The sequence below is a fragment of the Flagellimonas myxillae genome (assembly GCF_023502235.1).
Taxonomy (GTDB): Bacteria; Bacteroidota; Bacteroidia; order Flavobacteriales; family Flavobacteriaceae; genus Flagellimonas; species Flagellimonas myxillae.
This window is the reverse complement of record NZ_JAMFLY010000001.1, coordinates 501,793-528,198: the sequence shown is the minus strand read 5'-3', so window position 1 is coordinate 528,198 and position 26,406 is coordinate 501,793. Positions and strand designations below refer to the sequence as shown.

Annotated in this window: 24 protein-coding genes and 1 other RNA gene; 17 read left to right on the top strand and 8 right to left on the bottom strand. The window is 43.2% G+C overall.

Going from position 1 to position 26,406, the window contains the following annotated elements:
- Positions 1 to 23 precede the first annotated feature (23 nt).
- Genes M3P07_RS02540 through M3P07_RS02530 form a run of 3 tightly spaced genes read left to right on the top strand, consistent with a single transcriptional unit; the run spans position 24 to position 2,291 of the window.
- Positions 24 to 1,346 (top strand): ADP-ribosylglycohydrolase family protein, encoded by a 1,323-nt coding sequence (locus tag M3P07_RS02540; protein ID WP_249968324.1) that lies wholly within the window; start codon positions 24 to 26, stop codon positions 1,344 to 1,346.
- A 21-nt stretch (positions 1,347 to 1,367) separates the two neighbouring features.
- Entirely contained in the window at positions 1,368 to 1,862 is a 495-nt protein-coding gene (locus tag M3P07_RS02535) for a GNAT family N-acetyltransferase (RefSeq protein WP_249968323.1), read from the top strand.
- A 24-nt stretch (positions 1,863 to 1,886) separates the two neighbouring features.
- Positions 1,887 to 2,291, top strand: coding sequence for an OsmC family protein (locus M3P07_RS02530; protein ID WP_249968322.1), 405 nt, complete (start codon positions 1,887 to 1,889; stop codon positions 2,289 to 2,291).
- Between the two features lie 10 nt (positions 2,292 to 2,301).
- On the opposite strand, the gene M3P07_RS02525 is transcribed toward M3P07_RS02530, so the two are convergent.
- Positions 2,302 to 4,329, bottom strand: a complete 2,028-nt coding sequence (locus M3P07_RS02525) for a hypothetical protein (RefSeq protein WP_249968321.1) — start codon at positions 4,327 to 4,329, stop codon at positions 2,302 to 2,304.
- A 224-nt stretch (positions 4,330 to 4,553) separates the two neighbouring features.
- On the opposite strand from M3P07_RS02525, the gene M3P07_RS02520 reads away from it, so the two are divergent.
- The 7 genes from M3P07_RS02520 (at position 4,554) to M3P07_RS02490 (ending at position 13,927) form a co-directional block, all read left to right on the top strand.
- On the top strand, positions 4,554 to 6,257 hold the full coding sequence (locus M3P07_RS02520) for an OstA-like protein (protein ID WP_284042085.1): 1,704 nt from the start codon (positions 4,554 to 4,556) through the stop codon (positions 6,255 to 6,257).
- 80 nt (positions 6,258 to 6,337) lie between these two features.
- A complete protein-coding gene (locus M3P07_RS02515) occupies positions 6,338 to 7,531 on the top strand; it encodes an aspartate aminotransferase family protein (RefSeq protein ID WP_249968319.1) in 1,194 nt (397 codons plus the stop codon).
- Positions 7,532 to 7,617: 86 nt separating this feature from the next.
- Positions 7,618 to 9,018: a tetratricopeptide repeat protein gene (locus M3P07_RS02510; protein ID WP_249968318.1), complete on the top strand. Its 1,401-nt coding sequence runs from the start codon at positions 7,618 to 7,620 to the stop codon at positions 9,016 to 9,018.
- A 28-nt stretch (positions 9,019 to 9,046) separates the two neighbouring features.
- Positions 9,047 to 9,964, top strand: coding sequence for a DUF368 domain-containing protein (locus M3P07_RS02505; RefSeq protein ID WP_249968317.1), 918 nt, complete (start codon positions 9,047 to 9,049; stop codon positions 9,962 to 9,964).
- Positions 9,965 to 9,981: 17 nt separating this feature from the next.
- Complete coding sequence (locus M3P07_RS02500) at positions 9,982 to 11,019, top strand: DUF368 domain-containing protein (RefSeq protein WP_249968316.1); 1,038 nt, start codon at positions 9,982 to 9,984, stop codon at positions 11,017 to 11,019.
- Positions 10,973 to 11,725: a shikimate dehydrogenase family protein gene (locus M3P07_RS02495; RefSeq protein ID WP_249968315.1), complete on the top strand. Its 753-nt coding sequence runs from the start codon at positions 10,973 to 10,975 to the stop codon at positions 11,723 to 11,725. Before M3P07_RS02500 ends, M3P07_RS02495 begins: the two co-directional genes overlap by 47 nt.
- 141 nt (positions 11,726 to 11,866) lie before the next feature.
- Positions 11,867 to 13,927, top strand: coding sequence for a DUF349 domain-containing protein (locus M3P07_RS02490; protein ID WP_249968314.1), 2,061 nt, complete (start codon positions 11,867 to 11,869; stop codon positions 13,925 to 13,927).
- Positions 13,928 to 13,939: 12 nt separating this feature from the next.
- On the opposite strand, the gene M3P07_RS02485 is transcribed toward M3P07_RS02490, so the two are convergent.
- A complete protein-coding gene (locus M3P07_RS02485; protein WP_249968313.1) occupies positions 13,940 to 14,359 on the bottom strand; it encodes a CBS domain-containing protein in 420 nt (139 codons plus the stop codon).
- A 127-nt stretch (positions 14,360 to 14,486) separates the two neighbouring features.
- Between M3P07_RS02485 and M3P07_RS02480 the strand changes: the two genes are divergently transcribed.
- Entirely contained in the window at positions 14,487 to 15,968 is a 1,482-nt protein-coding gene (locus M3P07_RS02480) for an arylsulfatase (protein ID WP_249968312.1), read from the top strand.
- Between the two features lie 5 nt (positions 15,969 to 15,973).
- Here the strand turns inward: M3P07_RS02480 and rny are convergent, their stop codons facing one another.
- The 4 genes from rny to M3P07_RS02460 form a co-directional block, all read right to left on the bottom strand.
- Positions 15,974 to 17,545 (bottom strand): ribonuclease Y, encoded by a 1,572-nt coding sequence (gene rny / locus M3P07_RS02475; protein ID WP_249968311.1) that lies wholly within the window; start codon positions 17,543 to 17,545, stop codon positions 15,974 to 15,976.
- 51 nt (positions 17,546 to 17,596) lie between these two features.
- Positions 17,597 to 17,706, bottom strand: a non-coding RNA gene (ssrS, locus tag M3P07_RS02470) — 6S RNA.
- Positions 17,707 to 17,761: 55 nt separating this feature from the next.
- Positions 17,762 to 18,055, bottom strand: coding sequence for a cell division protein ZapA (locus M3P07_RS02465; protein ID WP_249968310.1), 294 nt, complete (start codon positions 18,053 to 18,055; stop codon positions 17,762 to 17,764).
- 15 nt (positions 18,056 to 18,070) lie between these two features.
- Complete coding sequence (locus tag M3P07_RS02460) at positions 18,071 to 18,361, bottom strand: hypothetical protein (RefSeq protein WP_249968309.1); 291 nt, start codon at positions 18,359 to 18,361, stop codon at positions 18,071 to 18,073.
- 167 nt (positions 18,362 to 18,528) lie between these two features.
- Between M3P07_RS02460 and M3P07_RS02455 the strand changes: the two genes are divergently transcribed.
- The 3 genes from M3P07_RS02455 to M3P07_RS02445 are packed head-to-tail and all read left to right on the top strand — an operon-like array spanning position 18,529 to position 23,354.
- On the top strand, positions 18,529 to 20,220 hold the full coding sequence (locus tag M3P07_RS02455; RefSeq protein ID WP_249968308.1) for a M23 family metallopeptidase: 1,692 nt from the start codon (positions 18,529 to 18,531) through the stop codon (positions 20,218 to 20,220).
- Positions 20,220 to 22,691: a TonB-dependent receptor gene (locus M3P07_RS02450; RefSeq protein ID WP_249968307.1), complete on the top strand. Its 2,472-nt coding sequence runs from the start codon at positions 20,220 to 20,222 to the stop codon at positions 22,689 to 22,691. Before M3P07_RS02455 ends, M3P07_RS02450 begins: the two co-directional genes overlap by 1 nt.
- Positions 22,692 to 22,700: 9 nt before the next feature.
- Positions 22,701 to 23,354 carry a hypothetical protein gene (locus M3P07_RS02445; protein ID WP_249968306.1) on the top strand — a complete coding sequence of 218 codons (654 nt, stop codon included), beginning with the start codon at positions 22,701 to 22,703 and terminating at the stop codon, positions 23,352 to 23,354.
- Here the strand turns inward: M3P07_RS02445 and M3P07_RS02440 are convergent.
- Positions 23,351 to 24,499, bottom strand: coding sequence for a cysteine desulfurase family protein (locus M3P07_RS02440; protein WP_249968305.1), 1,149 nt, complete (start codon positions 24,497 to 24,499; stop codon positions 23,351 to 23,353). The genes M3P07_RS02445 and M3P07_RS02440 overlap by 4 nt on opposite strands.
- Positions 24,500 to 24,610: 111 nt before the next feature.
- Here M3P07_RS02440 and M3P07_RS02435 point away from each other — a divergent pair, with 111 nt between their 5' ends.
- Entirely contained in the window at positions 24,611 to 25,129 is a 519-nt protein-coding gene (locus M3P07_RS02435) for a hypothetical protein (RefSeq protein ID WP_249968304.1), read from the top strand.
- On the opposite strand, the gene M3P07_RS02430 is transcribed toward M3P07_RS02435, so the two are convergent.
- On the bottom strand, positions 25,126 to 25,668 hold the full coding sequence (locus M3P07_RS02430; RefSeq protein WP_249968303.1) for a Smr/MutS family protein: 543 nt from the start codon (positions 25,666 to 25,668) through the stop codon (positions 25,126 to 25,128). The genes M3P07_RS02435 and M3P07_RS02430 overlap by 4 nt on opposite strands.
- Before the next feature lie 61 nt (positions 25,669 to 25,729).
- Here M3P07_RS02430 and M3P07_RS02425 point away from each other — a divergent pair, with 61 nt between their 5' ends.
- Together M3P07_RS02425 and M3P07_RS02420 are read left to right on the top strand one after the other, a co-directional pair.
- Positions 25,730 to 26,065 carry a DUF2752 domain-containing protein gene (locus tag M3P07_RS02425; RefSeq protein WP_319946553.1) on the top strand — a complete coding sequence of 112 codons (336 nt, stop codon included), beginning with the start codon at positions 25,730 to 25,732 and terminating at the stop codon, positions 26,063 to 26,065.
- A 10-nt stretch (positions 26,066 to 26,075) separates the two neighbouring features.
- Entirely contained in the window at positions 26,076 to 26,399 is a 324-nt protein-coding gene (locus M3P07_RS02420) for a CCC motif membrane protein (RefSeq protein WP_249968302.1), read from the top strand.
- Positions 26,400 to 26,406: the final 7 nt, after the last annotated feature.

The window sequence follows — 26,406 nt, the reverse complement described above, 5'->3', positions numbered from 1 at the left end:
CACCAAAATCACAAATAGCAAGTATGAAAATTAACTATCTAATCTTGTCTCTAATTATCATCTTTAGTTCCTGCGGAACCAAAGATCAAAAACCAAACAATTCTGGAGAAGCGGAAGATTACCTCATCGTTTCCCGAGATAGGTACAAGGACGGATTGTATGGATTTTGGTTGGGACAATGTATTGCCAATTGGACCGGTTTGGTAACCGAGATGGATAAGATTGGGAATATTGGCGAGATAAAAACGGGGGATTTCTACACCCGAAAGGATTGGGGCAAACCCGATCTTCCAAATATTTGGTCCGAAGGGGTGCCAAGTGACATCTCTCCAACCATCGATTTTGTGTTTAGGGACAGTACAGAAATCTGGGGCGCAGATGATGATACAGATATTGAGTACATGTACCAACATTTGCTGCACACCCATCAAACCAGCATGCTATCTCCAGGACAAATCAGGGATGGTTGGTTAAAGCATATAAAAAGTGAAGAGGAAAACTATTTATGGGTATCCAACCAAAAGGCGCATGACCTCATGCGAAGTGGAATACTTCCACCTGCGACAGGTGACCCTAGTAACAATGAGCATTTTGACATGATCGATGCCCAATTGACAACCGAGATTTTTGGTTTGTTTGCCCCTGCACGGCCGGAAATAGCTTTAAAAATGGCACGTTTGTCCATTCAAACAACCGCTAGGCAAAATGCGGAGTACATCTCCAATTTTTATGTCACCATGCATGCGCTTGCTTCCAAAGTGATGGAAAAAAAGTCTACCTCCGAACAACTATTTTGGATGGCACAAGAGGCCAGGAAAGTGTTGCCGGACAGCTCCTACTCCGCCAAGATGTATGACTACACCCATAAACTATTCAAATCCGGTATTCCATGGGAACAGACCAGGGATTCCATCTATTTCCGATATCAGGTCAATCAGGAGGATGGGTACAACATCACCTCCAGCAATTTGCACTGCAATGGATGTTTTGCGGCGGGAATTAACTTTGCCGCCAGTCTAGTAAGCTTGTTTTATGGAGCTGGGGATTTAAAAGAAACCATAAAAATTGGGGCGTTGGCAGGTTGGGACTCGGACAATCCTACAGCCACATGGGGAGGCCTTATAGGTTTTATGATTGGAAAACAGGGCATCGAAAAAGCTTTTGATCGTTCCTTTTCAAATCGATACAATATTCATCGAACCCGACAAAATTTCTTGGATGGAGGTATCGATACGTTCGAAAATATGGCCTTAAAAGGATTGGAAATCACCGATAGGGTGGTTAAACAAGAAATGCGAGGTCAAATAGATATGGAAAACAATGTATGGCTAATTCCAATAAACTAAATCACACACCAACAATAACTTATGGTTTCAATTACAGCGGCACATTCAACTGAAGATTTTAAGACCATTTCCGAATTGGCCCGCAATATTTGGACCCAGCACTATACCCCAATAATTGGGGAACAGCAGGTGACCTATATGTTGGACAAATTCCAATCTTCTGCCGCGATTGAAGGTCAGGTTAAGAATGGTTATTCCTACTTCCTATTGCAGTATGAGCAGGTCCCCGTGGGGTATTTTGCTTTCCGTGTGGATGAAGATTTTCTTTTTTTGAGCAAGATTTATGTCCAAAGTTCACACCGGGGCAAGGGCGTGGGAAGGAGGGCCATTGAATTCATGAAAACAAGGGTCAAAGAACTCAACCTAAAAAAAATCCGATTGACCGTGAACAAGTACAACAGCAATTCCATTAAAGCGTATGAAAAAATAGGCTTTATAAATGTGGACTCCGTAGTCCAGGATATTGGCAATGGTTTTGTAATGGACGATTATGTGTTGGAAAAGAAAATAGACTAAAACCTAATTGTAAAAAATCAACCTATGAAAATAGCAGCCAAGGTCGTCAACAGCCTAAACACCCACCAGGTACAATTGGAAACGAATGGAAACATTAACGAAATCAACATCCCGGGCAGATCTTCAGGCTTTGGATCATCCGCCAATGGGGGCGAGTTGTTGTTCCTTTCCCTTGCCACATGTTTTTGCAACGATATTTATAGAGAAGCTGCAAAAATGAACATCACCGTAACCAAAGTGGAAGTGGAAGCTTCGGGAGAATTTGCCGCAGAGGGTGAACCAGGTTACAATATCAACTACAAAGTGAAACTTGAAGGTGATGCTCCTCAATCAAAATTGGACGAACTCATAGCCCATACGGACAAGGTTGCGGAAATCCACAATACCCTCAGGCAGGGTGTTTCGGTTACGTTAAACCCCAGCAAATAGCATTCAAATACTATCCCGGGTTTCGTTCCATAAAATTCTGAAATCTTCCAGGGGTCAACACTTCCCAGATAGAGGCAACGGTCCAACCTACGGACATGTGTGCATTGAGATATCCTTTGCCATTGGCACCATAATCCCAAACGGTGTGCTGGATAATTTCGGGCATATATCCCTTTTTACCCACCCCTACCATATGTCCCTCATAAGGCAACATTTGGTCCTTGATGGACGATGTAATCACCTCGGCCATCTGGCCAAACCGGGCATCTTGGGTCTCCTTGGACAACCACTCCAGTACATGCGGAAAATCGAAGGCCCAAACATCTATGTGATTGTTTTCGGTGGATACGTTCCCCCATCCACGAGTCTTCAAACCGGCTTCCTTTAATAAACTTCCTTGCGCAAAGGGCACATCCCACAGATAGTACCAACTTAATCCAAAATAGGCAGCCTTTTTTGCCAAGTCCACATATTTATCCCGTTTTTCACCCTCGGTGGCCAATGCCAAATGATAAAAGGACACCGCTGCTATCGCTGCCGCTTCTTTGTCCTCGCAATTCGCATCCAGGGTAGAGGAAAAATAGTCCGCTTGGTCTATGATGTACTTTTCGGCATAGTTTCCTGCCTTGATAGCTGCTTCCAAGAATTTGGGCTCCTTAAAATATCGAGCAGCCATAATCATGGGGGTTATTATACTTTGGGTACTTCCCCGGGAGTCGTCGAGCACTTTGTACCCTTCATCAAACTTCCTTGGAAAACCACCTTCCTCATCTTGCATCTCTGTCAATTTGTGCATCAGGTCAGCTATGGTAGTTTCCAGTTTTCGATACTCCTTGCCCTGTTGCTTATCGAAATCCATCAAGAACAAAAGGTTTTTGAGACCTTCACTTTGCTTTCTAAGCGAATACACATCCTCTGCGTTATCCCCATATACCAGTTCCCGAATCAGGCCAGAATCCGTAAAACCTTTGGCATAATAGGCATCCAATACTTTGCGTGCCAAGGCTTTGTGCTCCTCATTGTCCTGCTCATGACCATATTCCAACAAATTGTAGGCATTGGCAAAGGTTTTGCCGCAAAAGCCAACAGAAAGCACGCCGGTATTCTCACAGGTCTGTGTATTGAACCACAAACCAGCAAAACCCTTAAGGTCCTTGGTTTCGGCATAGCTTTCATAAAAATAATTGCTCAAGATCTCTTTGATTTCCGCATCCGTTTTCTTGGCTGACACGGGTTGAGGCTGATATCTCTCGTAAGCCAGTTCCCAAGTTTTGGATACCAAAGCGGTAAAATCTTGGGCTACTCCATGGCTGATTTTCCATCTCACGGATAAGGTATCACCTGCGTCCAATTCATAATATCCCTTCCATTCCGGATTTAGTGTTAGTTTGGATTGATAGGATTTTGGAGTTTCATTAAAAGGAAAGTTGGCCGCCAATTGAATTTGGTCCGCTCCCATTTTTCCAATTCCCAAACTCCCGATATCGGTTCTAATACCAATTTTGCCTGCCGTGGAATCCGGAGTTTCCTCTAGGGCAAGGGTATCCATGCGCTCTAATTTTAGCCATTTTTCGGCTTTGGGATCAAAAGCGACCGCCATGGGCGTACTCATGCGATCATCCCGGAACGACCAATAGTCAGCGGTTTTAAAGGACGGAGCTTTTTCCGGCGACCTGAGGTTCCGCTTGTACCAAAAACCTGGAAGCAAAAACTCCGCACTTTTAAAAGAACCTTGCTTCAGGGACCATCTTTTCTGAAGATTAACCGCCATTTGCTGCACAGGTATCACCGTATATTCAAAAACATATCCCCCGTCTGAGGACTGCGTTACCCTTTTGCTTACCTCGACCAATGGCTCCCCTGACTCCGAAGGGTGATTTTCTTGGTATATGGAATGTTCGGTTTTTCCGTCGGAATCCAAAACCGAAATCTCCAGTGGGTGTTCTAGTATGAATTCTGGCAATTGTACCACCTCGGTGCAGGCTTGAAGCCCCAGTACTAAAACCAATAATGGAATGAATTTGATTAAAAAACGCATATCGTGGGAAATTTTGAACAACAAGAAATTAAAATTGAACTTAATAACTATCCTAAAATCGACAGAAGTCATGCCTGACCAGATAAACGTTTTGGCAATCCAAACTCGTCATGCACATTATGGGACCAAGGCAAAACGCAATCCTTTCAAAATTATCCCAAAGCTTTCTAAATCCTATCCCCTACTTTTGGCAAAAAGCCTACTTTTGGACAAAATTTGTGGTATTGAAGCAAGTTGTTTTTTTTATTTTGACGCTCTTTGTGCTACCTGTTTTCGGTCAGGAAGAACCCGAGCAGGTGCAAGGCAGGCAAATCAATATTGTATATGGGGCCAATTTTACCAAGGATGAAAAAAATTTCCCTGGGGCCTCCATTTTTAGCAAAGACGATGAACGCCAAGTCCAGTTCGAACATAAGGGCGCAGATCTTTGGTGCGATGTCGCCATCTTCTACAATCAGGAAAACAGGCTAAAGGCCATTGGTAACATTCGTTTGCAGCAAGGCGATTCCATAGAGATGAACAGTGGGAAAATGGACTATGATGGCAATAGCAATTTGGCCAAGGCTTGGGAAAATGTAGATCTTACGGATGGGAAAATGACCTTGACCACTGATACGCTCTATTTTGATCGCGAAAATCAACTTTCTTATTATCGGTCCGGAGGTAAGGTGGTCGATTCTGCAAATGTGCTTACCAGTAAGGTCGGCTACTATTACATGAAGCTAAAAAAGGTCCAATTTCGCAAAGATGTACATATAGACAATCCGGAGTACATCATTGATTCGGAGCAATTGGATTATTACCGTAGGTCTAAAAACGCCTACATGTACGGCCCTTCAACCATAACGGGAGAGGAGTACAAAATCTATTGCGAAAGGGGCTTTTACGATACCACAATCGAACGCGGATATGGGGTGAAAAATACCCGAATCGATTATAGCAATCGTATTATTGAGGGAGATAGTGTTTACTTTGACAAAACTACTTCGTTTGCTTCTGCGACCAACAACATAAAAGTCACGGACACCATCAACAATGGAGTGATCAAGGCACATTATGCAGAAGTGTTCAAAGAGAATGATTCTGTTTTTGCTACCAAGCGTGCCGTAGCCATTAATCTGGTGCAGCAGGATTCCCTATACATTCACGGAGATACCCTGATGGTAACCGGAAAGCCCGAGTCTAGGATTGTGCGTGCGTTCCGAAATGCCAAGTTTTACAAAACCGACCTGAGTGGTAAATGCGATTCCATCCATTCCGAGGAAAAAACCGGAATCACCCAATTGATCACCAATCCCATACTTTGGAACCTGGACAATCAGATTACTGGGGACAGTATCCACCTAATTTCCGACTTGGAGACCGAGAAATTAGATTCACTGAAAGTACTGGAAAATGCCTTTATCATCTCCATCGACACTATTGGGAACAGAGGTTACAACCAGGCCAAGGGCGTAGATCTCTTTGGCAAGTTTGTGGAAAATGAACTCAAAATCATCGACTTGGTGAAAAATACCGAGGTAATTTATTACATGTACAACGATGACGATGAGCTCATAGGCATCAACAAAAGTATCTGTAGCAAGATCAGATTGCTCATGGCCAACAGCGATATTGAGGATATCACCTTCTTTGTCAACCCGGATGGGGATATCTTTCCAGAGGCCGATTTTCCGGAGGAAAGTAGGGAGTTAAAGGGTTTTATCTGGCGCGGCGAGGAAAGACTGCTTTCCAAGGACGATATTTTTGACGAAGACGACAACAACATCGAATTGGTGAAAATACGGGGGATTGATAATCCTGTTGACATAGACACCGAAGAACAAGAACGGAGCGGTAATCTCCCATTGGATTCAGATACCAATCAAAATCCCAATACGGCTGCCACAAAGCCAAAAAAGACCAAGGTGAAAAAAAGTAGCAATTAAGAACCTGTGGGAATCCTGTTGCCCAAGTTCATCCTTGCTCACATTTTGGATATTGACCATTGCTAATTGCTAATTGCTAATTGAAAGAAGACTTTTTCAAATATCAGGCACAGACCACACCTCATCCACTTGGGCTCCAGATTTCCCATGCCAAGGGCAGTTATATTTATGATGCCCAAGGGAAAGCGCATTTGGATTTTGTAGCAGGGGTTTCTGCCTGTAGTTTGGGACACTGTCATCCTCGCGTGGTCCAAGCTGTGCGACAACAAGCGGAACAATATATGCATGTGATGGTCTATGGCGAATATGTACAACAACCCACAGTTGCGTATGCCAAGCTACTGGCCTCACATTTGCCAAAACAGCTCGAGACCACCTATTTGGTAAACTCTGGGACCGAAGCCATGGAAGGAGCCATAAAATTAGCCCGAAGGTACACGGGGAGAACCCAATTGATTGCTGCCGACAAAGGCTATCACGGCAACACCATGGGCAGCCTTAGCCTCATGGGATACGAAGAACGGAAGAGTGCATTTAGGCCTTTGATCCCTGATGTCTCCTTTATCCCATTCAATAATGAAAAAGCACTGGAAAATATTACCGAAAAAACTGCTGGGGTAATCTTGGAAACCATCCAAGGAGGTGCTGGTTTCATCATGCCTCAAAACGATTATTTGGCCAAGGTTCGAAAACGCTGTAACGAGGTGGGGGCCTTATTGATCTTGGATGAGATCCAACCTGGGTTTGGCCGCACCGGTAAGTTGTTCGCCTTTGAGCATTTTAATTGCGTTCCCGATATTCTGGTAATCGGCAAAGGAATGGCTTCAGGACTACCGGTAGGGGCATTTGTTTCCTCCAAAACCATAATGGATGCCCTGCAACAAAGCCCAAAATTGGGGCATATCACCACTTTTGGCGGAAATCCCGTCATTGCAGCTGCCAGCCTGGCAACCCTCAAGGAAATCACTGAAAGTCAACTTATTGAGCAAACCCTGGCAAAAGAAAAACTCTTACGGTCCTGTTTGGTACATCCTTTGATTAAAGAAATACGAGGGAAGGGCCTTATGTTGGCCCTGTTGCTTGAAAACAAAAAAATTGCTGATTATCTCATACTGACCGCGGCCAAAAAAGGATTGATTTTATTTTGGTTGCTCTTTGAGCCAAAAGCGGTCAGAATATCACCGCCGCTGACAATTTCCGAGCAGGAAATTAAGGAAGGATGTGACCAAATCATTAGCATTTTAAACACTTTTAAGCCTACTGCTGTTAACTAATTTGTTGATAACATCCCCAAAAATGGGACTTTTTGATAGCTCCAAAGGGCTAATTTTAAGTCCATAGTTAAACCAAACACCTTACTATGGCGTTAGATTCTAACGAATTTCCGGAAAAATCCATCAGCAAATTTGAGTCGATGCTCAAGACCGATGATGTGTATTTTTTTGATGCGGAGGACTTCGAGGAAATCATTCACCATTACTTGAACAACGGCAAAATCTCCTTGGGAAAAAAGGCTATCCAGATTGGTTTGGAACAGCATCCCAATTCCTTGGAGCTGAAGTTGCTTCGTGTCGAGGTTTTGGTCTTTGAGGATAAATATGAGGTTGCGGAGCGTTTGTTGGATGAACTTCAGACCATAGATGCCCATAACGAGGAAATCTACATCCAACGGGCCAATATTCAATCCAAACAAGACAATCACCAAGCGGCGGTTAACCTGCTGTTGGAGGCCCTTCATTTAACAGAGGAAAGTTTTGATATCCATTCACTCCTTGGCATGGAGTACCTTTTTATGGACGACTATGAAAAGGCCAAGCGAAGCTTTATAAAATGCGTGGAGTTTGATGATTCCGATTACGCATCCTTGTACAACGTGGTATACTGCTATGAGTTTCTGGAAGATTTTGATGGTGCCATATTGTTCCTTAACCAATATCTGGAGCGAAATCCGTATTGCGAAGTGGCGTGGCACCAACTAGGGAAAATCTATTTCAGCAAAGAAATGTATGCCGAGGCGATCACCTCATTCGATTTTGCCATTATTTCGGACGATTCCTTTATCGGTGCCTATTTTGAAAAAGCAAAGGTTTTGGAGAAACTGGGCAAGTATAACGAAGCCATTGAGAACTACGAAATCACCATTTCCATAGAAGACCCAACATCGCACGCCTATTTGCGTATAGGGCGCTGCCACGAAAAATTGGGCAACAACGATTTGGCCAAGTATTACTATTACAATACCGTTCACGAGGATCCCTTATTGGACAAGGGATGGTTGGCGATTACCGATTTTCATTTCAAACTTGAAAACTACGAGCGGGCTTTGTATTACATCAATAAGGCCATAAACATTGATGGTGAAAACCCGATTTACTGGAAAAAATCTGCCAAAATCTATTTGGCCCTCGGTAATTTCGACGAAGCCGATTTCGCGTACAAACAAGCGGTAGACCTTGGAAATTACGAATTGGACACTTGGTTAAATTGGGCCAATGTTTTAAGAACCATCGGAGACTATAGCTCGTCCATCCAAGTGCTGGTGCAAGGTTTGGAGTTTTATCCCGAAAATGCCCAGCTGGTCTATAAATTGGCAGGTGTTTATCTCAAAAATGATGAAGTACTGAACGCCAAGAAAAAACTGGCCCAAGCCATGCACATGGATATAGAAAAGCTCCCTTTTTTCGAAGAGGAATTCCCTGAATTCCAAAAAGTGGCTTGGCTGAGAAACCTTGTTTCCGAAATTAAAAAGACATCTACCTAAAATAGGATTTTCCTACGCCTATCATTTTATGAAAGCACGCAGATTAATCGATTATGTGTTGATCACATTAAAGGGAATGGCCATGGGAGCCGCCGATGCGGTTCCCGGAATTTCAGGTGGAACCATAGCATTGGTTTCAGGCATTTACGAAGAGCTTGTCCAAACAATTGCCAACGTTGATCTAAGCTTATTTAAAAAATTATTCCAAGGCAGGTTTAAGGATTTTTGGAGAGATGCCAATGGCAACTTCGTATTAGCGCTTGGGGCTGGGGTTTTGATCAGTTACGTTTCGTTCATGAAAATGGCCAAGTATCTTTTAGAATACCACCCAATTCTGATTAAATCGTTTTTCCTAGGACTGATTATCGCCAGTATTTGGTATATAGGAAAGCAAATTCCAAAATGGACCGTAACCAATATTGTATTTCTTATTTTGGGAGTTGGCATTGGGTACTATCTGACCACTTTGCCTGGTGCGGAGGTCAACGATAGTTCGCTATATTTCTTTATATGCGCTGCGGTAGCTATTTGTGCCATGATTTTGCCCGGTATATCTGGCACCCTAATATTGATTTTATTGGGCGCCTATAGCACCCTAAGCACAGCCATCGCGGAATTGGATTTTAAAAAGTTATTGGTATTCGTTTCTGGTGCAGTTATAGGACTATTGAGTTTTTCTAAAGTTCTAAAGTGGCTTTTACGCAAGTACAAGTTCCCAACATTTGCCGTTCTTACGGGTTTGATTATTGGTTCAATAATTCAAATATGGCCTTGGAAAAAAGTTTTGGAGACCAAGACCTTTGGTGACAAAACCGTTGTTGTGGACGATGTAAATGTTTGGCCCTCAGCCTTTGAAGGGGACAACCAGTTATTCCTCGCCATTGTCCTAGCTATTGTAGGTTTTTCGCTTATTTTTATCCTGGAAAGAACAGCTTCCAAGAAATAGGATAAACTTCATTGTTAATGCATCAGCCAAGAACATTTCTTGACAATTTCTTTTTGGTCATAAAAGGCCTATGCATGGGTGCGGCCAACAAGGTTCCAGGTGTCTCGGGCGGTATCGTTGCCTTTGTGGGAGGCTTCTATGAGGAGTTTATTTATTCCCTTCAAAAAATTAACGGCAAAGCATTTAAACTCCTTTTCAACGGACGTTTCAAGAGTTTTTATCGCTATACAAACGGACAATTTTTGCTCTTATTAATTTTTGGAATGCTGGTCAGCTATTTTAGTATTTCTAGGGTGCTGGATTATTTCCTGGAGCAAAAGGAACTCTATGTCTGGGCCGGTTTTTTTGGGATGATTCTTGGCTCTATCTATTATATCGGCAAGGATTTTAATCATTGGAACCAGCGTACCATTTCATGCGGGCTTATTGGATTGATAGTGGGAATATCCATCAGTTTTTTAAGTCCGGCCACCGAAAACGACAACTTGATTTTCATTTTCTTCTGTGGGATCATTAGTGTTTCTGGGATGACCCTCCCGGGACTTTCCGGCTCCTTTATCCTTATTCTGCTTGGGAACTATGTGCTATTATTAGTGGATTCCGTTAATGCACTATACGACACCCTTTCTGAAATTTTTGTGGGTGATTTTGGTTTTATGGACAACCCAAAACGGATGCAGACCCTAAAAATCTTGGCTGTCTTTACCTTGGGATCCGCCACAGGCTTGGTTACCTTTTCCCATTTGTTGAGCTATGTGCTGAAGCATTACAAAAAAATGTCCACCGCCATGATTCTGGGTTTTATAACCGGTTCACTTGGTGTTTTATGGCCCTGGAAGCGAACCATGTACAAAATGGATGCGCTTGGAAATCCCCTGCTTGATACTAATGGGGATAAGGTGGTGCACAATTACGAACGCTATTTTCCAAATATTTCGGAAATGGAGACATGGTGGGCCGTGGTATTTGTTATTCTAGGAATTTTCGTTTTATTACTGTTGGATTGGTATGGAAAAAATAGAAAGGAAAGAAAAAAGGTTCGGGCTACTAGGTAGAAATATTAGCTATTCATTTTCCCAGGGATACTTCACACAGAAATTTCAAGATTTGGGATTGGATGACCATAGCTATGAGAATTTTGATATTCCCGATATTTCCGATTTTGAAGCCTTGGTCGCCCAAAACAAATTAAGAGGTATGAATGTGACCATACCCTACAAAGAACAGGTGATTCCTTTTCTTTCGGACATGGACGAAAAAGCCGCGACCATTGGCGCGGTGAATACGATTAAATTCTCCAAGGAGGGCCTGAAAGGCTATAACACGGACTTTTACGGCTTTCAACAATCCTTGGAACCATTGCTAAAGCCACACCATATCAAAGCCTTGATCTTGGGAACCGGAGGTGCCTCCAAAGCCATAAAATTTGTTTTGGATGAACTTGGTATTGCCCATTGCTATGTATCGCGAAGCAAAAAGGAGGGGCAATTGACCTATGACGAATTGGATGCAGAAGTTATCGCCGACCACACGGTAATTGTAAATTGCTCCCCACTAGGGACGTATCCCAACATCACCGAAAAACCCGATATTCCTTATACACATCTCACCGAAAAACATCTGTTGTTCGACCTGATTTATAATCCGCCCAAAACGGCATTTTTAGCTGCAGGTGAAGCACAAGGGGCAACCATTTGCAACGGGCAAAAAATGTTGGAATTCCAAGCGGAAAAAGCATGGGAAATTTGGAATACCCTCTAAATCGCCCATCCACTTACACCTTTTCTGCTCTCAGAAGGCAAAAAACCTGATCAAAAGAAGAATCACTACTTTTGTTATTGGGTAATATAGTTGTTAACTTGGCTATAATTATCATCAATCCAAAAGGTAAACAAACTACGAATGCAGGATAACGAACAAGAACTTCAGGAAACTGAAGGTGGTGGTACTGAGCAAAGTACGGATATTGAAAAGACAACGATAGCGGAAGCCCCCAATTCTGAGCCAAGCACATCCGATACCCCAGTACAAGAAGAAAAAGAAAAGGAGGCAGTTGAAACTGCATCCGAAAGTGAGGCTGATACCGAAGCCTCCTCCGATGATGGTTCAGGCGATAAGGCCATCGAGGAAATTGAAGAGTCGAACGCTGAAGATGCTGAAGATGTGGAGAATGAAAAGCGACATCATATCCCCTTTTTGGACTACCATTCCATGTCCATGGAAAACTTGGTGGGCGAACTGCAACGCCTAGTAAAAAATGAAAAGGTCCAGGCCATTAACAAGCATGTGAGCTCTATCAAATATGAGTTCGACCAAAAATTCCAAGAGTTTATAGAGCACAAAAAGGAAGAATTTGTGGCCAATGGCGGCAATGAAATCGACTTCCGGTACAACTCCGTGGCCAAAAGGCAGTTTAACGAGGTGTTCTCCGAATACCGCGAAAAAAGGGACCAGTACTACAAACAGCTAGAACAGTCCTTAAAAAACAATCTTCAACGCAGATTGGAGATCATCGAAGAACTCAAAAGCCTTGTGAACGTAGAGGAGGATATCAATACCACCTACAAAAACTTCAAGGAACTACAGGAGAACTGGCGTAATGCCGGACCTGTTCCAAGAAACAGTTATAACGATGTGTGGCGCACCTACCACCACCACATGGAAATCTTCTATGACTTTTTGCACCTTAACCGTGAATTGCGGGACCTGGATTTTAAACACAATCTGGAAGAAAAGCAAAAACTCGTGGAACGTGCAGAGGCTTTGGTCAACGAACCTGACCTGGGCAAGGCATTTAGGGAGCTCCAGACCCTCCACAAAATCTGGAAGGAAGACATTGGTCCAGTGGCCAAGGAACAGCGTGAAGAAGTTTGGGAGCGCTTTAGCAATGCAACCAAAGCCATGCACCATCGCAGGCAAGAGCATTTCCATGAGTTGGAAAAAGTCTATGAAAAGAACTTGGAAAAGAAGCAGGAAATAATAGCTTCAATCACGGAAATTGCCAATAATGTTACCCACAACCATAGGGCTCTTCAACAACAAATCAAAGAAGTAGAGGCGCTGCGGGAATCCTTCTTTAAAGCAGGAAAGGTTCCCCAAAAGGTAAACGAACAGACATGGAGTGCTTTCAAGGAATCGGTCAGAACCTTCAACCGAAATAAAAATGCCTTTTATAAGAGCCAGAAAAAGGATCAACTGGAAAATCTTGAAAAGAAAAGGGCACTTTTAGGTTTGGCATTGGCTTTGAAAGACAGTGAAGACAGGGACATGGCCACTCCTGAAATGAAACGCATTCAAAGTGAGTGGAAAAAAATAGGGCACGTACCCAGAAAATATTCGGATAAAATCTGGAATGAGTTCAAGGATGCCTGCAACCACTATTTTAACCGTTTGCATGCAGAGAAAAACGAGTCCCAGAAAGAAGAATACGAGAACTACAACAAGAAAAACGAGTGCTTGGACCGACTCAAGGCCTTCCAACTCACTGGAGACAATGAGAAAGACCTTAAGACCCTAAAGGAATTTATTGCAGAATGGAAGTCCTATGGCCGCATACCTTATAACAAAAAGCACATCAACGGTAAGTTCAATAAAATTGTTGATGCGTTGTTCAGGAAATTGGGAGTAAACAAGCATGAGTCTGAATTACTTCGGTATGGTAACAAGATGCAAGAATTGGCCAAATCCGATGATGATAGGGCCATTAACAATGAGCGCACCTTTATCCGAAGAAAAATAGACGAAAGCAAGGCAGAAATCAGGCAGTTGGAAAACAACCTGCAATTCTTCTCCAACGCTTCGGAAGACAATCCCCTGGTAAAGGATGTTATCAAAAACATTGACCAGCACAAAGCTGCTTTGGAAACTTGGCAGGCCAAACTGAAAAAACTGAACATCCTTAAAAATAACCGCAACAAGGAAGCAGAGGAAGCCGACCAAGAATCCAGTAACGAGGAGGAATAGGCCTATGCCACGTTAATACAGATCCAACAGATAGTTGATCAAGTCGGTGGTGGTCACAATACCTACCAATTTACCATCGTCCACTACGGGTAAAGCATGGAATTCTTTTGAAGCCAGAAACTGGGCTACCTCCTTTATGGTGGTCTGCGAGCTTACGCTCACCACATCCCTTGCCATAACTTGCGAAATGGTGAACATGTTGTAGACCATGGTGTCCACACTTTCCTCATGCTCGTCCACAGCATCGGCAAAACTGATCCGCAGCAAATCGGTATAACTCAGCATTCCCACAATCTCTCTTCCAGAAACCACGGGGATGTGCCGAATTCGGTATTTTTTAAAAAGTTCTTCAGCACTTACAAGATTATCATTGGTGGTTACAGTCACCAAATCTCGGGTCATTATCTCGGAAACAGGCACTCTCTTTTTCATGATATTTGATTTTAATCGACTATGAAATTAGTCTGAATCCCTGTGGAAAAGCATGATAATTGTCAGTTCGGATGTCATCTTGTGCCATAATTCCATAACTTCGAATTCCAACCAAATAACACCAAACATGTTACGACCAAAGCTATCCATATTTACAAACCCACTTTGCTTATTTACGCTGTTTGCCCTGCTGTTAGGATGCAAGGAGTCAACCAAAAAAGAGCCTGCCCCAGAGGTGGCTAAAAAACCGAACATCATCTATATTTTGGCGGATGATTTGGGCTATGGTGACCTTAGCCTGACTGGCCAGCAAAAGTTCAGTACGCCCAATATTGACAAACTTGCACAGGACGGGATGCTCTTTACCCAGCATTACTCAGGATCTACCGTTTGCGCCCCCTCACGTTCTGCATTAATGACAGGTCTGCATACCGGGCACACCTTTATTCGTGGCAACCGCGAAGTAAAACCTGAAGGGCAGCATCCCATGGCTTCCACCGTGGTTACCGTTGCGGAACTTTTAAAGAAAAATGGATATGTTACCGGGGCCTATGGCAAATGGGGATTGGGCTATCCAGGCTCAGAAGGAGATCCCAACAACCAAGGATTTGATGATTTCTTTGGATATAACTGCCAGCGCGTAGGTCATAATTATTACCCCTACCACCTCTGGCACAATCAAGAAAAGCTAGTATTGGATGGTAATAAAGAAAAGGAAACCAATACCTATGGACCAGATGTGATTCATGAGAGGGCATTGGACTTTATTGAGACCAATAAGGACAGTACTTTTTTCATGTACTACCCATCCATTATACCCCACGCAGAGTTGGCTGCACCCGAAACCTATATGAAAATGCACCGAAGTCAATTTAGCCCTGAAGAAGCGTTTACTGGAGTCGACGATGGCCCATTTTATAAAAATGGAGGGTATGGTTCGCAAAAAGAACCGCATACAGCCTTTGCGGCCATGATCTCGTTGTTGGACGATCAAGTGGGTGAAATCCGAGCCAAGGTGGAAGCCTTGGGTATAGCCGACAACACTATCATCATTTTCACTTCGGATAATGGTCCACACAAGGAAGGCGGTGCCGACCCTGATTTTTTCGATAGCAATGCTAATCTAAAAGGTTACAAAAGAGATTTATACGAAGGAGGGATTCGGGTTCCCATGATCGCTTATTGGCCAAACCAGATCAAGGCAGGCACCACATCGGACCATATTTCTGCTTTCTGGGACTTTTTGCCCACGGTCTGTGACCTTGCCCAAATGGAAACCCCAGGTAATATTGATGGCATTTCGTTTCTTCCCGAGCTTTTGGGCAATGAACAACCTAAGCATGATCATCTGTACTGGGAATTCCATGAACTTGGGGGAAGGCAAGCTGTTCGCCTTGGAAAATGGAAAGGGGTTCGTTACAATATGGCCGAAAATCCGAATGCAGCTATTGAACTCTACAACCTCTCATCGGACGAGGCAGAAATGCATAATCTTGCTACCGACAATCCCGAAATTGTGAAGCAAATTGAGGATATTATGGAACAGGAACACACCTATTCCGATACATTCAATTTTAAATACGAAAGAAACTCCGGTGGGCTTCCGTAGTTGCTCTATTTGGCTACGTTAACGGAACGGGTCTCGCGAATAACGGTAACCTTTACCTGACCGGGATAAGTCATATCCGTTTGGATTTTTTGCGAAATTTCAAAGGATAGTTCCGCGGCCTTGTCGTCGCTCACTTTTTCACTTTCCACAATCACACGTAGTTCCCTTCCTGCTTGGATGGCATAGGCCTTTTGCACCCCATTGAATCCAAAGGCAATGTCCTCCAAATCCTTCAAACGTTGGATGTAGGAGTCGAGCACCTGCCTTCTGGCACCGGGACGTGCACCACTTATGGCATCACAAACCTGGACTATGGGGGATATAAGAGTGTTCATTTCAATTTCATCGTGGTGCGCACCAATGGCATTGCATACTTCCTTTTTCTCCCCATATTTTTGGGCCCATTGCATCCCTAAGATAGCGTGCGGGGTTTCTACCTCCACTTCGGTGTTGGGAACTTTTCCGATATCGTGTAGCAATCCTGCCCTCTTGGCAATTTTGGGGTTAAGCCCAAGTTCTGCGGCCATAACTCCACAGAGTTTGGCAACCTCGCGCGAGTGTTGGAGCAGGTTTTGTCCATACGAGGAACGGTACTTCATCCGACCCACTGCCTTAATCAATTCAGGGTGCAGGCCATGGATACCCAAATCGATAACGGTCCGTTTCCCGATTTCGGCGATTTCCTCGTTGATTTGCTTTTCGGTTTTCTTTACAATTTCCTCGATGCGCGCAGGGTGGATTCTTCCATCAGTAACCAAACGGTGCAATGACAAACGGGCTACCTCCCTCCTCACGGAGTCGAAACAGGATAAAATTATTGCTTCTGGGGTGTCGTCGACTATAATTTCTACACCGGTAGCTGCCTCAAGCGCACGAATATTTCGTCCTTCGCGACCAATAATACGCCCCTTCACATCGTCTGATTCCAGATTAAAGACCGAAACACAGTTTTCCACTGCCTCTTCGGTCCCAATACGCTGAATGGTATTGATCACAATTTTTCTCGCTTCCTGTTGAGCAGTAAGTTTTGCCTCTTCCAAGGTGCTCTGTAGATAGGCCATGGCATCTGTCTTGGCCGTTTCTTTCAGGGATTCCAACAATTGGCTTTTGGCATCTTCGGCAGACAATCCCGAAATGACCTCCAATTGTTGTACTTGACTTTTATGTAATTTTTCCGCTTCGGATTGTTTTTTGTCAAGAATCTCGCTTTTATAGGAAACCTCCTTGATTCTTGCCTCCAGTTTATCGTTCAGCTTTTTGTTTTTGGACAGTTCATTGCTGATCTGCGATTCCTTATCGCGGGTCCTTTTTTCGGCCTCCGCAATTTTCTTATCCTTATTTATGATGACCTTTTCATGTTCGGCCTTGAGTTCCAAAAACTTTTCCTTGGCCTGGAAAATTTTATCTTTTTTAATGTTCTCTCCTTCTTTTTTGGCCTCCCTTATTAGATCTGAAGCCTCTTTTTTTGCCCCGGAAATGGTTTTTGCAGCCTTCCCTTTCTCCAGCATCTTGGCAATAACAAATCCTATTACCAATCCTACTACAGCCGCTACAACCAAAATTATAGTGTTATCCATGTTGTTTATGTTTGGTTATAAAAAAAGCCCACATTGGGCGAAGTCTTGTACAAACTCCAAATTACAGGTTTAGGGCTAACAAGCTGCTCAAGGATCCCTATACAGGTAGGGCCTGCTTTTACAACTTAAACTCACCCTTTTTAATTATAATAGTGTTGAGTTTGTCAAAATTTAATTACCAATGTGGGCAGTAACAAATATTTTATTTAAAAGAACTTATTCCCCAAGTTTGGAGTGCACCAAATCGTTCAAGGCCTTTAAGCGCTCATAAGCCGCTTTGGTATTCTCCGAACTGTCTATACCACCTTGCTCAATTTTGGAAGCGAACTGCAGGGCACACATTGCCAGAACATCCTGTTTATCGCGTACCGCATAGTTCTGCTCAAATTTTTTGGCCAGATTTTCTATGTTCTTGGCCGCTTTGCGTAATCCTTCCTCCTGTTTTGGATCTATGGTCAATGGATAGACCCTATCAGCAATGGAAAGCTTTATTTTGAGCTTCTCCTCCATAATATTGTCACCAACTTAATCTGCAAGCTTGGCTATGCAAACGTCCAGTTCGCGTATCAATGTATTTATCTTGAGCTTGGCTTCTGTTTTATTCGTATTACTGCCTAGCATGGTGTTTGCCATTTTTAAGGAGTTATATTTTTCCTCCCATTCGTTAACGGCTTCTTGCTGCGCCTTGTTTTCCTCTTTTGCGAGGTTAAGTTCTTCCTTCAACTTGGCATTGGCCTTGTGCAACAATTCCATTTTGTGCAACAATTTGCTCACCTTGTTTTCCAAAGAATCAACAATCTCAACAAGTTCGCCCATAATGCAAACATCAATGCGTATCACACAAAGTTAACCAACCTTGGCTAACCGCACAATACTTTTGGGATTATTCTTGGAGGAAAGCCCTACAAGCCCCTAAACTAAGGAGAAAGCCTTTTCCCTAAAAAAAACATTGGTTACATTCGTAGGTAATTACAAATTCCACTATGCGATTTTACATTCTGGGAATTCTATTGCTTACCCCTGTCCTTTTTCAGGCTCAGGAAAAATATCCACAAGACACTTTTCAGTCCCCCCTTGAAATCCCTTTGATTTTGGCTGGTACTTTTGGTGAACTGCGTTCCAACCATTTTCATTCGGGCATCGACATAAAGACCGAAAGAAGACAGGGATTGCCCGTTTTGGCCATTGCCGATGGCACAGTTACCCGCATCAAGGTTTCGTTGTGGGGCTATGGAAAGGCATTGTACGTGGCGCATCCGAACGGATATACCTCTGTCTATGCCCACCTCCAAAAATTTGGCCCTGAGATTGAGGCCTATATCAAGGAAATCCAATATAAAAAGAGGTCCTTTGAGGTGGAAGTTTTTCCTGATTATGGAGAACTAAAAGTTACAAAAGGTAGCACTATCGCATATTCCGGGAACACTGGTGGCTCCTCCGGCCCCCATTTGCACTTCGAAATCAGAAGTAGCGTTTCCGAAAAACCCACCAATCCCCTATTGTATGGTTACGAAGTGAGGGATGCCACAAATCCAACGCTTTTGGGATTGTTTGGCTATCCCATTTCTGAAGATGCAGTAGTAAACCAAAGTGCCCGAAAAATACAGCTCAACTTTTCCAAGCAACCCGATGGTTCTTTTCTAGCCGATAAGGTCACCGCCATCGGGGAAATAGGTTTCGGATTCAATGGTTTTGACCGCCAAGACATGGCCGCCAACAAAAATGGCGTTTATGCCGTAAAGCAAACGGTAAATGGCAAGGTATATTCCGAATACAATTTTGAGACATTTTCTTTTGGGGAAACCCGATACATCAACACCTTGATTGACTATGCCCACTACGGGAAGTATAGCCAACGGATACAAAAGTGTTTTAAAGAGCCGCATAATCGCTTGGGCATCTATAAAACCCTCCACAACAACGGGAAGATAACTGTTAAGCCCGGTATGACCTACAATGTGGAACTTTTGATTTTGGACATTGAGAAAAATCAGACCAAGGTCATTATTCCTGTTGAAGGAAAAAGGGAAGATCCCAAGATTTCACGCGACCGGGATAAGACCGACGATTTTATTATTGCGGACAAGCCCAACAATTTTGACCTTGGGGGCGCAAAGGTTTATTTTCCAGCCAATACCTTTTATGAGGATTTTTATATTGAACTAAAAAAGGGGCAGGACACGGTAGCCATACACAACAACACGGTACCCGCCCACCGAAATTTCACCATTAGTTTTGATGCCTCCAAGTATTCCTCGGACGATCAAAAGCAAATGTTCATAGCCCGTTTGGATGACCGAATGAGGCCCAGATATGCGAAAACCTTCAAACGAGAGGGTTCGTTTACCACCCGCACAAGATCTTTGGGCACCTATACTTTGGCCAAGGATACGATTGCGCCAGAAATTTCACCTAGGAATTTCAAGGAGAAACAATGGCTGAGCAATTATAGCTATCTGAGCCTTAAAATTTCGGATGATCTTAGTGGCATAAACACCTACAACGCCACCATTAATGGCGAATGGATTTTGATGGAATACGAACCTAAGACCAAGACGCTCACCTACAATTTTGACGATAAAATCTTGGACGGGACACAATGCGACCTAAAGGTGGTCGTTACTGATAATGTAGGCAACTCCAGTACTTTTAGGAGTACTTTTTTTAGAAAATAGTGTTACCCCATTTTAAAAACCTCCTATTCGTTCTTTCCCTGTTTTGGGTTGCGTTCACCCATGCACAGACTGCCACGCTGGTGGGTACTGTTTTGGACGAAGACAACCAACCCATTCCCAATGTTAACATTGATGCAGGAGAAACCGGAACCACAACAGATGCCAACGGTCACTATTTGCTGTTGTTGATTGCAGAGACCAAAATAAGCATCACATTCTCCCATCTTGGGCATGAAAATGTGGTGCTCGAAAATCTGATTTTGACAACGAATGAAACTTTTGGGTTCAATCCGGTGATGAAAACCATGGTTACCCAAATGGCTGAAGTGGAGGTCTCCCCCACCGGAGAGAAAAGTGTGGAAGGGATAACCACAGTGGAACCTGAAATTGTGCGAAAAATTCCTGGGGCCAATGCAGGGGTAGAAAATATCCTGAAATTACTCCCCGGGGTTTCATTCAACAATGAACTAAGCACCCAATACAATGTTCGTGGCGGTAATTTTGACGAAAACCTGGTATACGTAAATGGCATCCAGGTGTATCGTCCTTTTCTTGTGCGCTCTGCCCAACAAGAAGGGCTTAGTTTTGTCAACAGCGATATGATTACCGCTTTGGAGTTTTCATCCGGAGGATTTCAAGCCAAGTATGGTGACAAATTATCTTCGGTTTTGGATATCACTTATAAAAGTCCAGTTGAATTTGGACTGAAGTTGGAAGGCAGTCTACTCGGAGCATCGGCAACCGTGGAGTCCATTTCAAAAAACAAAAAATTCAGTAGCATTACAGGACTCCGGTACCGCAACAACAGTCTTCTGGTAAACAGCCAGCAAACAGAAGGCAATTTCAAGCCCACCTTTGTCGATGTCCAAAGTCTTTTGACCTATCGGGTTTCGGACAGGTTGCACTTAAATTTTCTGGGAACCTATTCGGTGAACGACTACAAAAACGAACCCTTGACCAGACAGACGAATTTTGGTACCCTAAGCGACCCAAGGGCCTTGTTGATTTTTTATGAAGGTCAAGAAAACAGCAAATATGAAAGTGGGCTTGCGGCGGTCAAAACCGATTACCTGATCAACGACAGCACAAAAATGTCCTTGACCGCTTCGGTGTATCACACCCAGGAGGAGGAATTCTCAGATGTGATCGCTTCCTATGAATTGGGAGAGCTGGACACCAATCTGGGGGGTGATAATTTGGGAGAGGTCACCAATTCCAGGGGAGTGGGTTCCGAGCTGGAAAGGGCCAGGAACCAGTTGGATGCTTTAATCTTAAATTTTGCCCATCGAGGTGCCCATAAAAAAGGGAATACCACGGTGGAATGGGGCGCCAAGTTTACACATGAGGATATTCGAGATCAATTGCGGGAATCGCAGTTTATTGATTCTGCTGGTTTTTTTATCCGCCCTTTTGAGCCGGCTTTTGCCAACAATCAGCCCGAGGAACCCTTTGCTGGTGATTTGGTGGCCTATGAAAATGTCCAGGCTACAAATTTTGTAAAAACTAGTAGGTTTTCTGCCTTTGCGCAATATGGCGAACAAGGCAAATTGGGACCGCATAATATTTATTTCAACCTTGGATTACGGGCACAATATTGGAGATTGAGCGGAGAAGGGTTTGAGACAAACGCCCAAAGTTTGATCAGTCCTCGAGCGCAGTTTTCCATAAAACCTGACTGGGAAAAGGACATTTTTTTCCGCATTTCCGTCGGAAGTTACCAGCAACCTCCCTTTTATCGGGAACTTAGGAATATCACGGGAACCATCAATCCTGAAGTGGAGGCCCAAAAATCGATTCACTATGTGTTGGGGAGCGAGTTCAGTTTTAATTTATGGAACCGCCCATTTACTTTGGTAAGTGAGACATACTACAAGGATTTGACCAACATCAACACCTACACCATTGAAGATGTTAGGGTAAGATATGCAGCGAACAATAATGCAACAGCTTATGCCTATGGTTTTGATTTTAGATTGACAGGGGCCTTTGTTCCAGGCGCGCAATCCTGGGTCAGTCTTGGTTACCTCCAAACCAAGGAAAACTCGGACCAAAGGGGGAATATTTCCCGACCTACTGATCAACGGTTAAAGTTTGCTGTACTTTTTCAAGATTATATCCCCACCATCCCCAACTTAAAGCTGTATCTTAATATGGTGTACAACACTGGGGTTCCTGGAGGCTCTCCCAACAACGCCGACCCTTACGATTTTCAGAATAGATTAAGAGACTATAGAAGGGCTGATATAGGAATTTCCTATATTTTTGCCGACAGAAAAAGCCAATATCCAGAAGGGCATTGGTTGCACAAGTTCAAGGAATTCAATGTTGGATTTGAAATTTTCAATATGTTCAACAATCAAAATTCCATAACAAATACCTGGGTAAGGGATGTGGATACCCAACAGCAATTTGCGGTTCCCAACTTCCTAACACCCCGTGTCCTGAACTTAAAATTTGGGATTCGCTTTTAAAGAACATTGATGAAAAAAATTCTTTTTCTATTGACCTTTCTCGTGGTTGCCGCTGGCACCGCACAGAAGAACATCTATGAAAACCGTAGGTTCGATGAACTTAGCGAAGACCACGAACTACTTGCCATAATCCCTTTTATAGCCAATTTGGACCTGAAACGAAATGTTGACGGAAACGAGCTGATGGAATTGGCCAAAAAAGAAGGATACGAGGTCCAAAATGCTTTGGAAACCTATTTTTCCAAACGAAAGAAGCGAAAGAAGTTCAATGTAGAATTCCAAAATATTGAGGATACCAATGCCATTTTGGCGCAAAACGGGATTACCTACGAAAATCTTGACATCCATACCATCAAGCAACTATGCAAAATCCTAGATGTGGATGGTATAATCAGTGGCAACCTCAACCTAAACATCCTCCTTTCCAAGGGAGTTCCTACCGACTTTAGCTTGTTCGACTACTTTAGTGGCGATGCCAACTACGGTAGAATCGGGGTAAAGGTAAGCGACGGTGAATCTGGAAAATTACTTTGGAAATACGAAAAGGCCATTACCAAGAAAACGGGTAAAAACACCACCGAACTCATCGATAGGATGATGAAGCTGGCCTCCCGTAAATTTCCTTATGACAAAGAGAAAAAGCAGCGCAAAAACAAAATTTAGCTCTCCGCAAATTCTTTGAGTACGCCAATGGCGTAATCCAATTCTTCTTTGGTGTTGTATTTGGAAAAAGAAAACCGTAGCGAAGGTTTTTTCAACTCCTCTTCGGATAAAATCTCGGTAAGTACATGGGACCCCATATTGCTCCCCGATTGACAGGCACTACCCTTGGAGCAGGCGATACCTTTAATGTCCAAATGAAACAGCAACATCAGTCCTTTTTGTTTGTCAAAAGGCAACCGAACATTGACCAAGGTATAGGTACTTTTGTCCATATCCCCGGAATGCCCATTGAACTCAATTTCTGGAATGGCTTTTTTGATTTCCGCAATGAAATGTTCTTTCAAACCTTTTACATACTGTATCTCCTCATCCAGATGATCATAGGATTGCACAAAAGCTTCTTCCAACCCAACTATATTGTGGAAAGGTTCGGTTCCTGCGCGGAACCCGCGTTCCTGTGAACCTCCAAAAATCATTGGCTTTAAGCCTGAATTTTTACGGATAAATGCAAACCCGATACCCTTGGGACCATGGAATTTGTGGGCGGCAGCAGTGAAAAAATCCACGGGTGTTGTTTGCACATCCCATGGGTAATGACCAACCGATTGCACGGTATCGGAATGAAATAGCACCCCATGTTCCTGACAAAGGGCTCCAATGGCATCAATATCAACAATATTCCCAATCTCGTTGTTCACGTGCATTAAACTGACCAGTTTTTTGCTGTCATCTTGTTGTAACAACTCCTTTAAATGATCCATTAAAGGGTTTCCATCGGAATCCAGGTCCACAAACCGCAATGAAATACCATACTCTTTTACCAACTCTTCCGCAGTGTGCAACACGGCATGATGTTCAATTTTTGAGGTAATGATGGTCTTGACCTCCAGGTCACGAACTGCACATCTGAGGATCATATTATCGGCCTCGGTACCACCAGAGGTAAAAATTATTTCTGATGGATGTGCATTCAAGGTTTTGGCGATAGTTTTTCGAGCTTGTTCCACAGCCGTCTTCGCCGATCTTCCATAGCTATGGGTGGAAGAGGGGTTTCCGTAGAATTCGGTCAGGGCCTCTTGCATTTTCTCAATTACCTCGGGCCTCACCTGGGTGGTGGCCGCGTTATCCAGATACACTTTTTGCATGGGTTAGCTATCAATTAAAAGATCATCAAAAATAGGCGAAATAAAGTTAATTTCTTTTAAAGTATTGCGCTTCCTTGGGCTTATAAATTGGAATTCCTTTAAATTTGGCGCATGAGAAAATTATTCTTCCCCATCCTACTTTTGCTAATCATTGGTGGTTGCGACGACGGTGACCTTCAAATCGAAACCATCGATTTTAACAATGTGGCAATCCAATTTTGCGACCAGCCCCAAGCCTCGGGACGTAACATTGTATTTAAGACCAATGAAACTGAGGCCCTTATCTTAAATTTAAACAGCGGATTGCTCAACAAAGGGGTTATTGGCGAGACCATAGTTACCGAAAGTTCCATTCCAGGTCAATCGCAATTGACCTACCGCAATTTTTCCGGGACTATCAGCTCTAGCTATTTTTGCGATGATATTCCGCCAGCTACCCCCACGGTAGCGCAAGAAGTTGAGGCGGAAGATGGCACTGTGATCGTAGAAACTTCAGCAAGTGAGGACGAAACCGAGTTTGAACATATTATCCGCCTCAGTGGAGTTTCCTTTGTAACGGAGAATGGGGAACGGATAACCAACTTGACCATTGATGAATTTGGAACGGTAAGTACAACAATTTCCAACTAACCATTCTGAAAGATATAGACCTCGGTCGCACCCAAGCCATATTTTTGGTAATCGGCATCGTACCATTTCACCTTGTCATATTTTTTGAAAAGATATTGGAGTTCCTCTTTTAGCACTCCTTCCCCTACTCCATGGATGAACACGATTTTCTGGATACGCTTTGAGATGGCAAATTCCAATTGTCGTTTAGCCGTTTCCAGTTGCAGTTCCAACATGTCAAAATTGCTCAATCCCTTAGGGGATTTCACCAATTGATTAATGTGTAGGTCCACGACCATTTTGGGCTCGTTCCGTTGTTTGGGTTTAACCGTTGCAGGACGCTTTTTTTGAGGGGCGTCCTTTTGTTTCTTTATCTGGTGGGCTTCAAAATTGGAGACCTTTATGCCTTCTTTTTTCAATACAAGTTCTCTGTGGTGATATTGCAAGGGAAAGCCATCATCGGTCATTATGGTAATCGTATCGCCTACGATGGTTTCCACAAAACCCGCTATGTCCTCGTCCAGCACTTCCACCCTATCCCCAAGCTTAAACTCGCGCATTTCTCCTTGACAAAAATATTTTGAATTTATATCAGCAATACCAAAAATAATAGTAATTTACTTGGCAGTAACCAAGACCATGTTTTCACAATTCACCTTTCTTTTATTGAACGCCCGGGATTTTATGCTTCCCTGTCTCAACAAAAAGATTTTTGGTCTTGATTGCCCTGGTTGCGGTATGCAAAGGGCGGCCTATCTTCTTTTTCATGGAGATTTTGTGGCTGCCTTCAAAATGTACCCGGCCATATACCCCATACTGTTACTCTTGATTTTTTTGATTTCCAACCTTTTTTTAAAATTGAAGTTTGCACATCAAATAAAGCTTTTTTTGATGTTGGTCACGGCAGGGACCATTATCATAAGTTATGTACTAAAAATGACTAATCTTTTCAATTAAAACTCTGATTATGGAAAAACAAAAACTCCCAAATTCGACGCTGATTCTGGTTTTCGGAATCGTTTCCATCGTAACATGCTGTTGCTATGGGGTACTAGGGCTGATCTTCGGTATTATTGCTTTGGTCTTGGCCAATAAAGCCACCAAACTGTACATGGAGAACCCTGAAAATTATGATGGCTACAGCAATGTAAAAACTGGAAAAATACTAGCAATTATTGGTATTGTGCTCAATGTATTGTACTTAGGATACACCATATTCCTGTTCAGCACCATAGGTATGGAAGGTATTCAGGAAATGCAGAGAGAGATTCTAGAACAATACGGACAATAGTATTAAT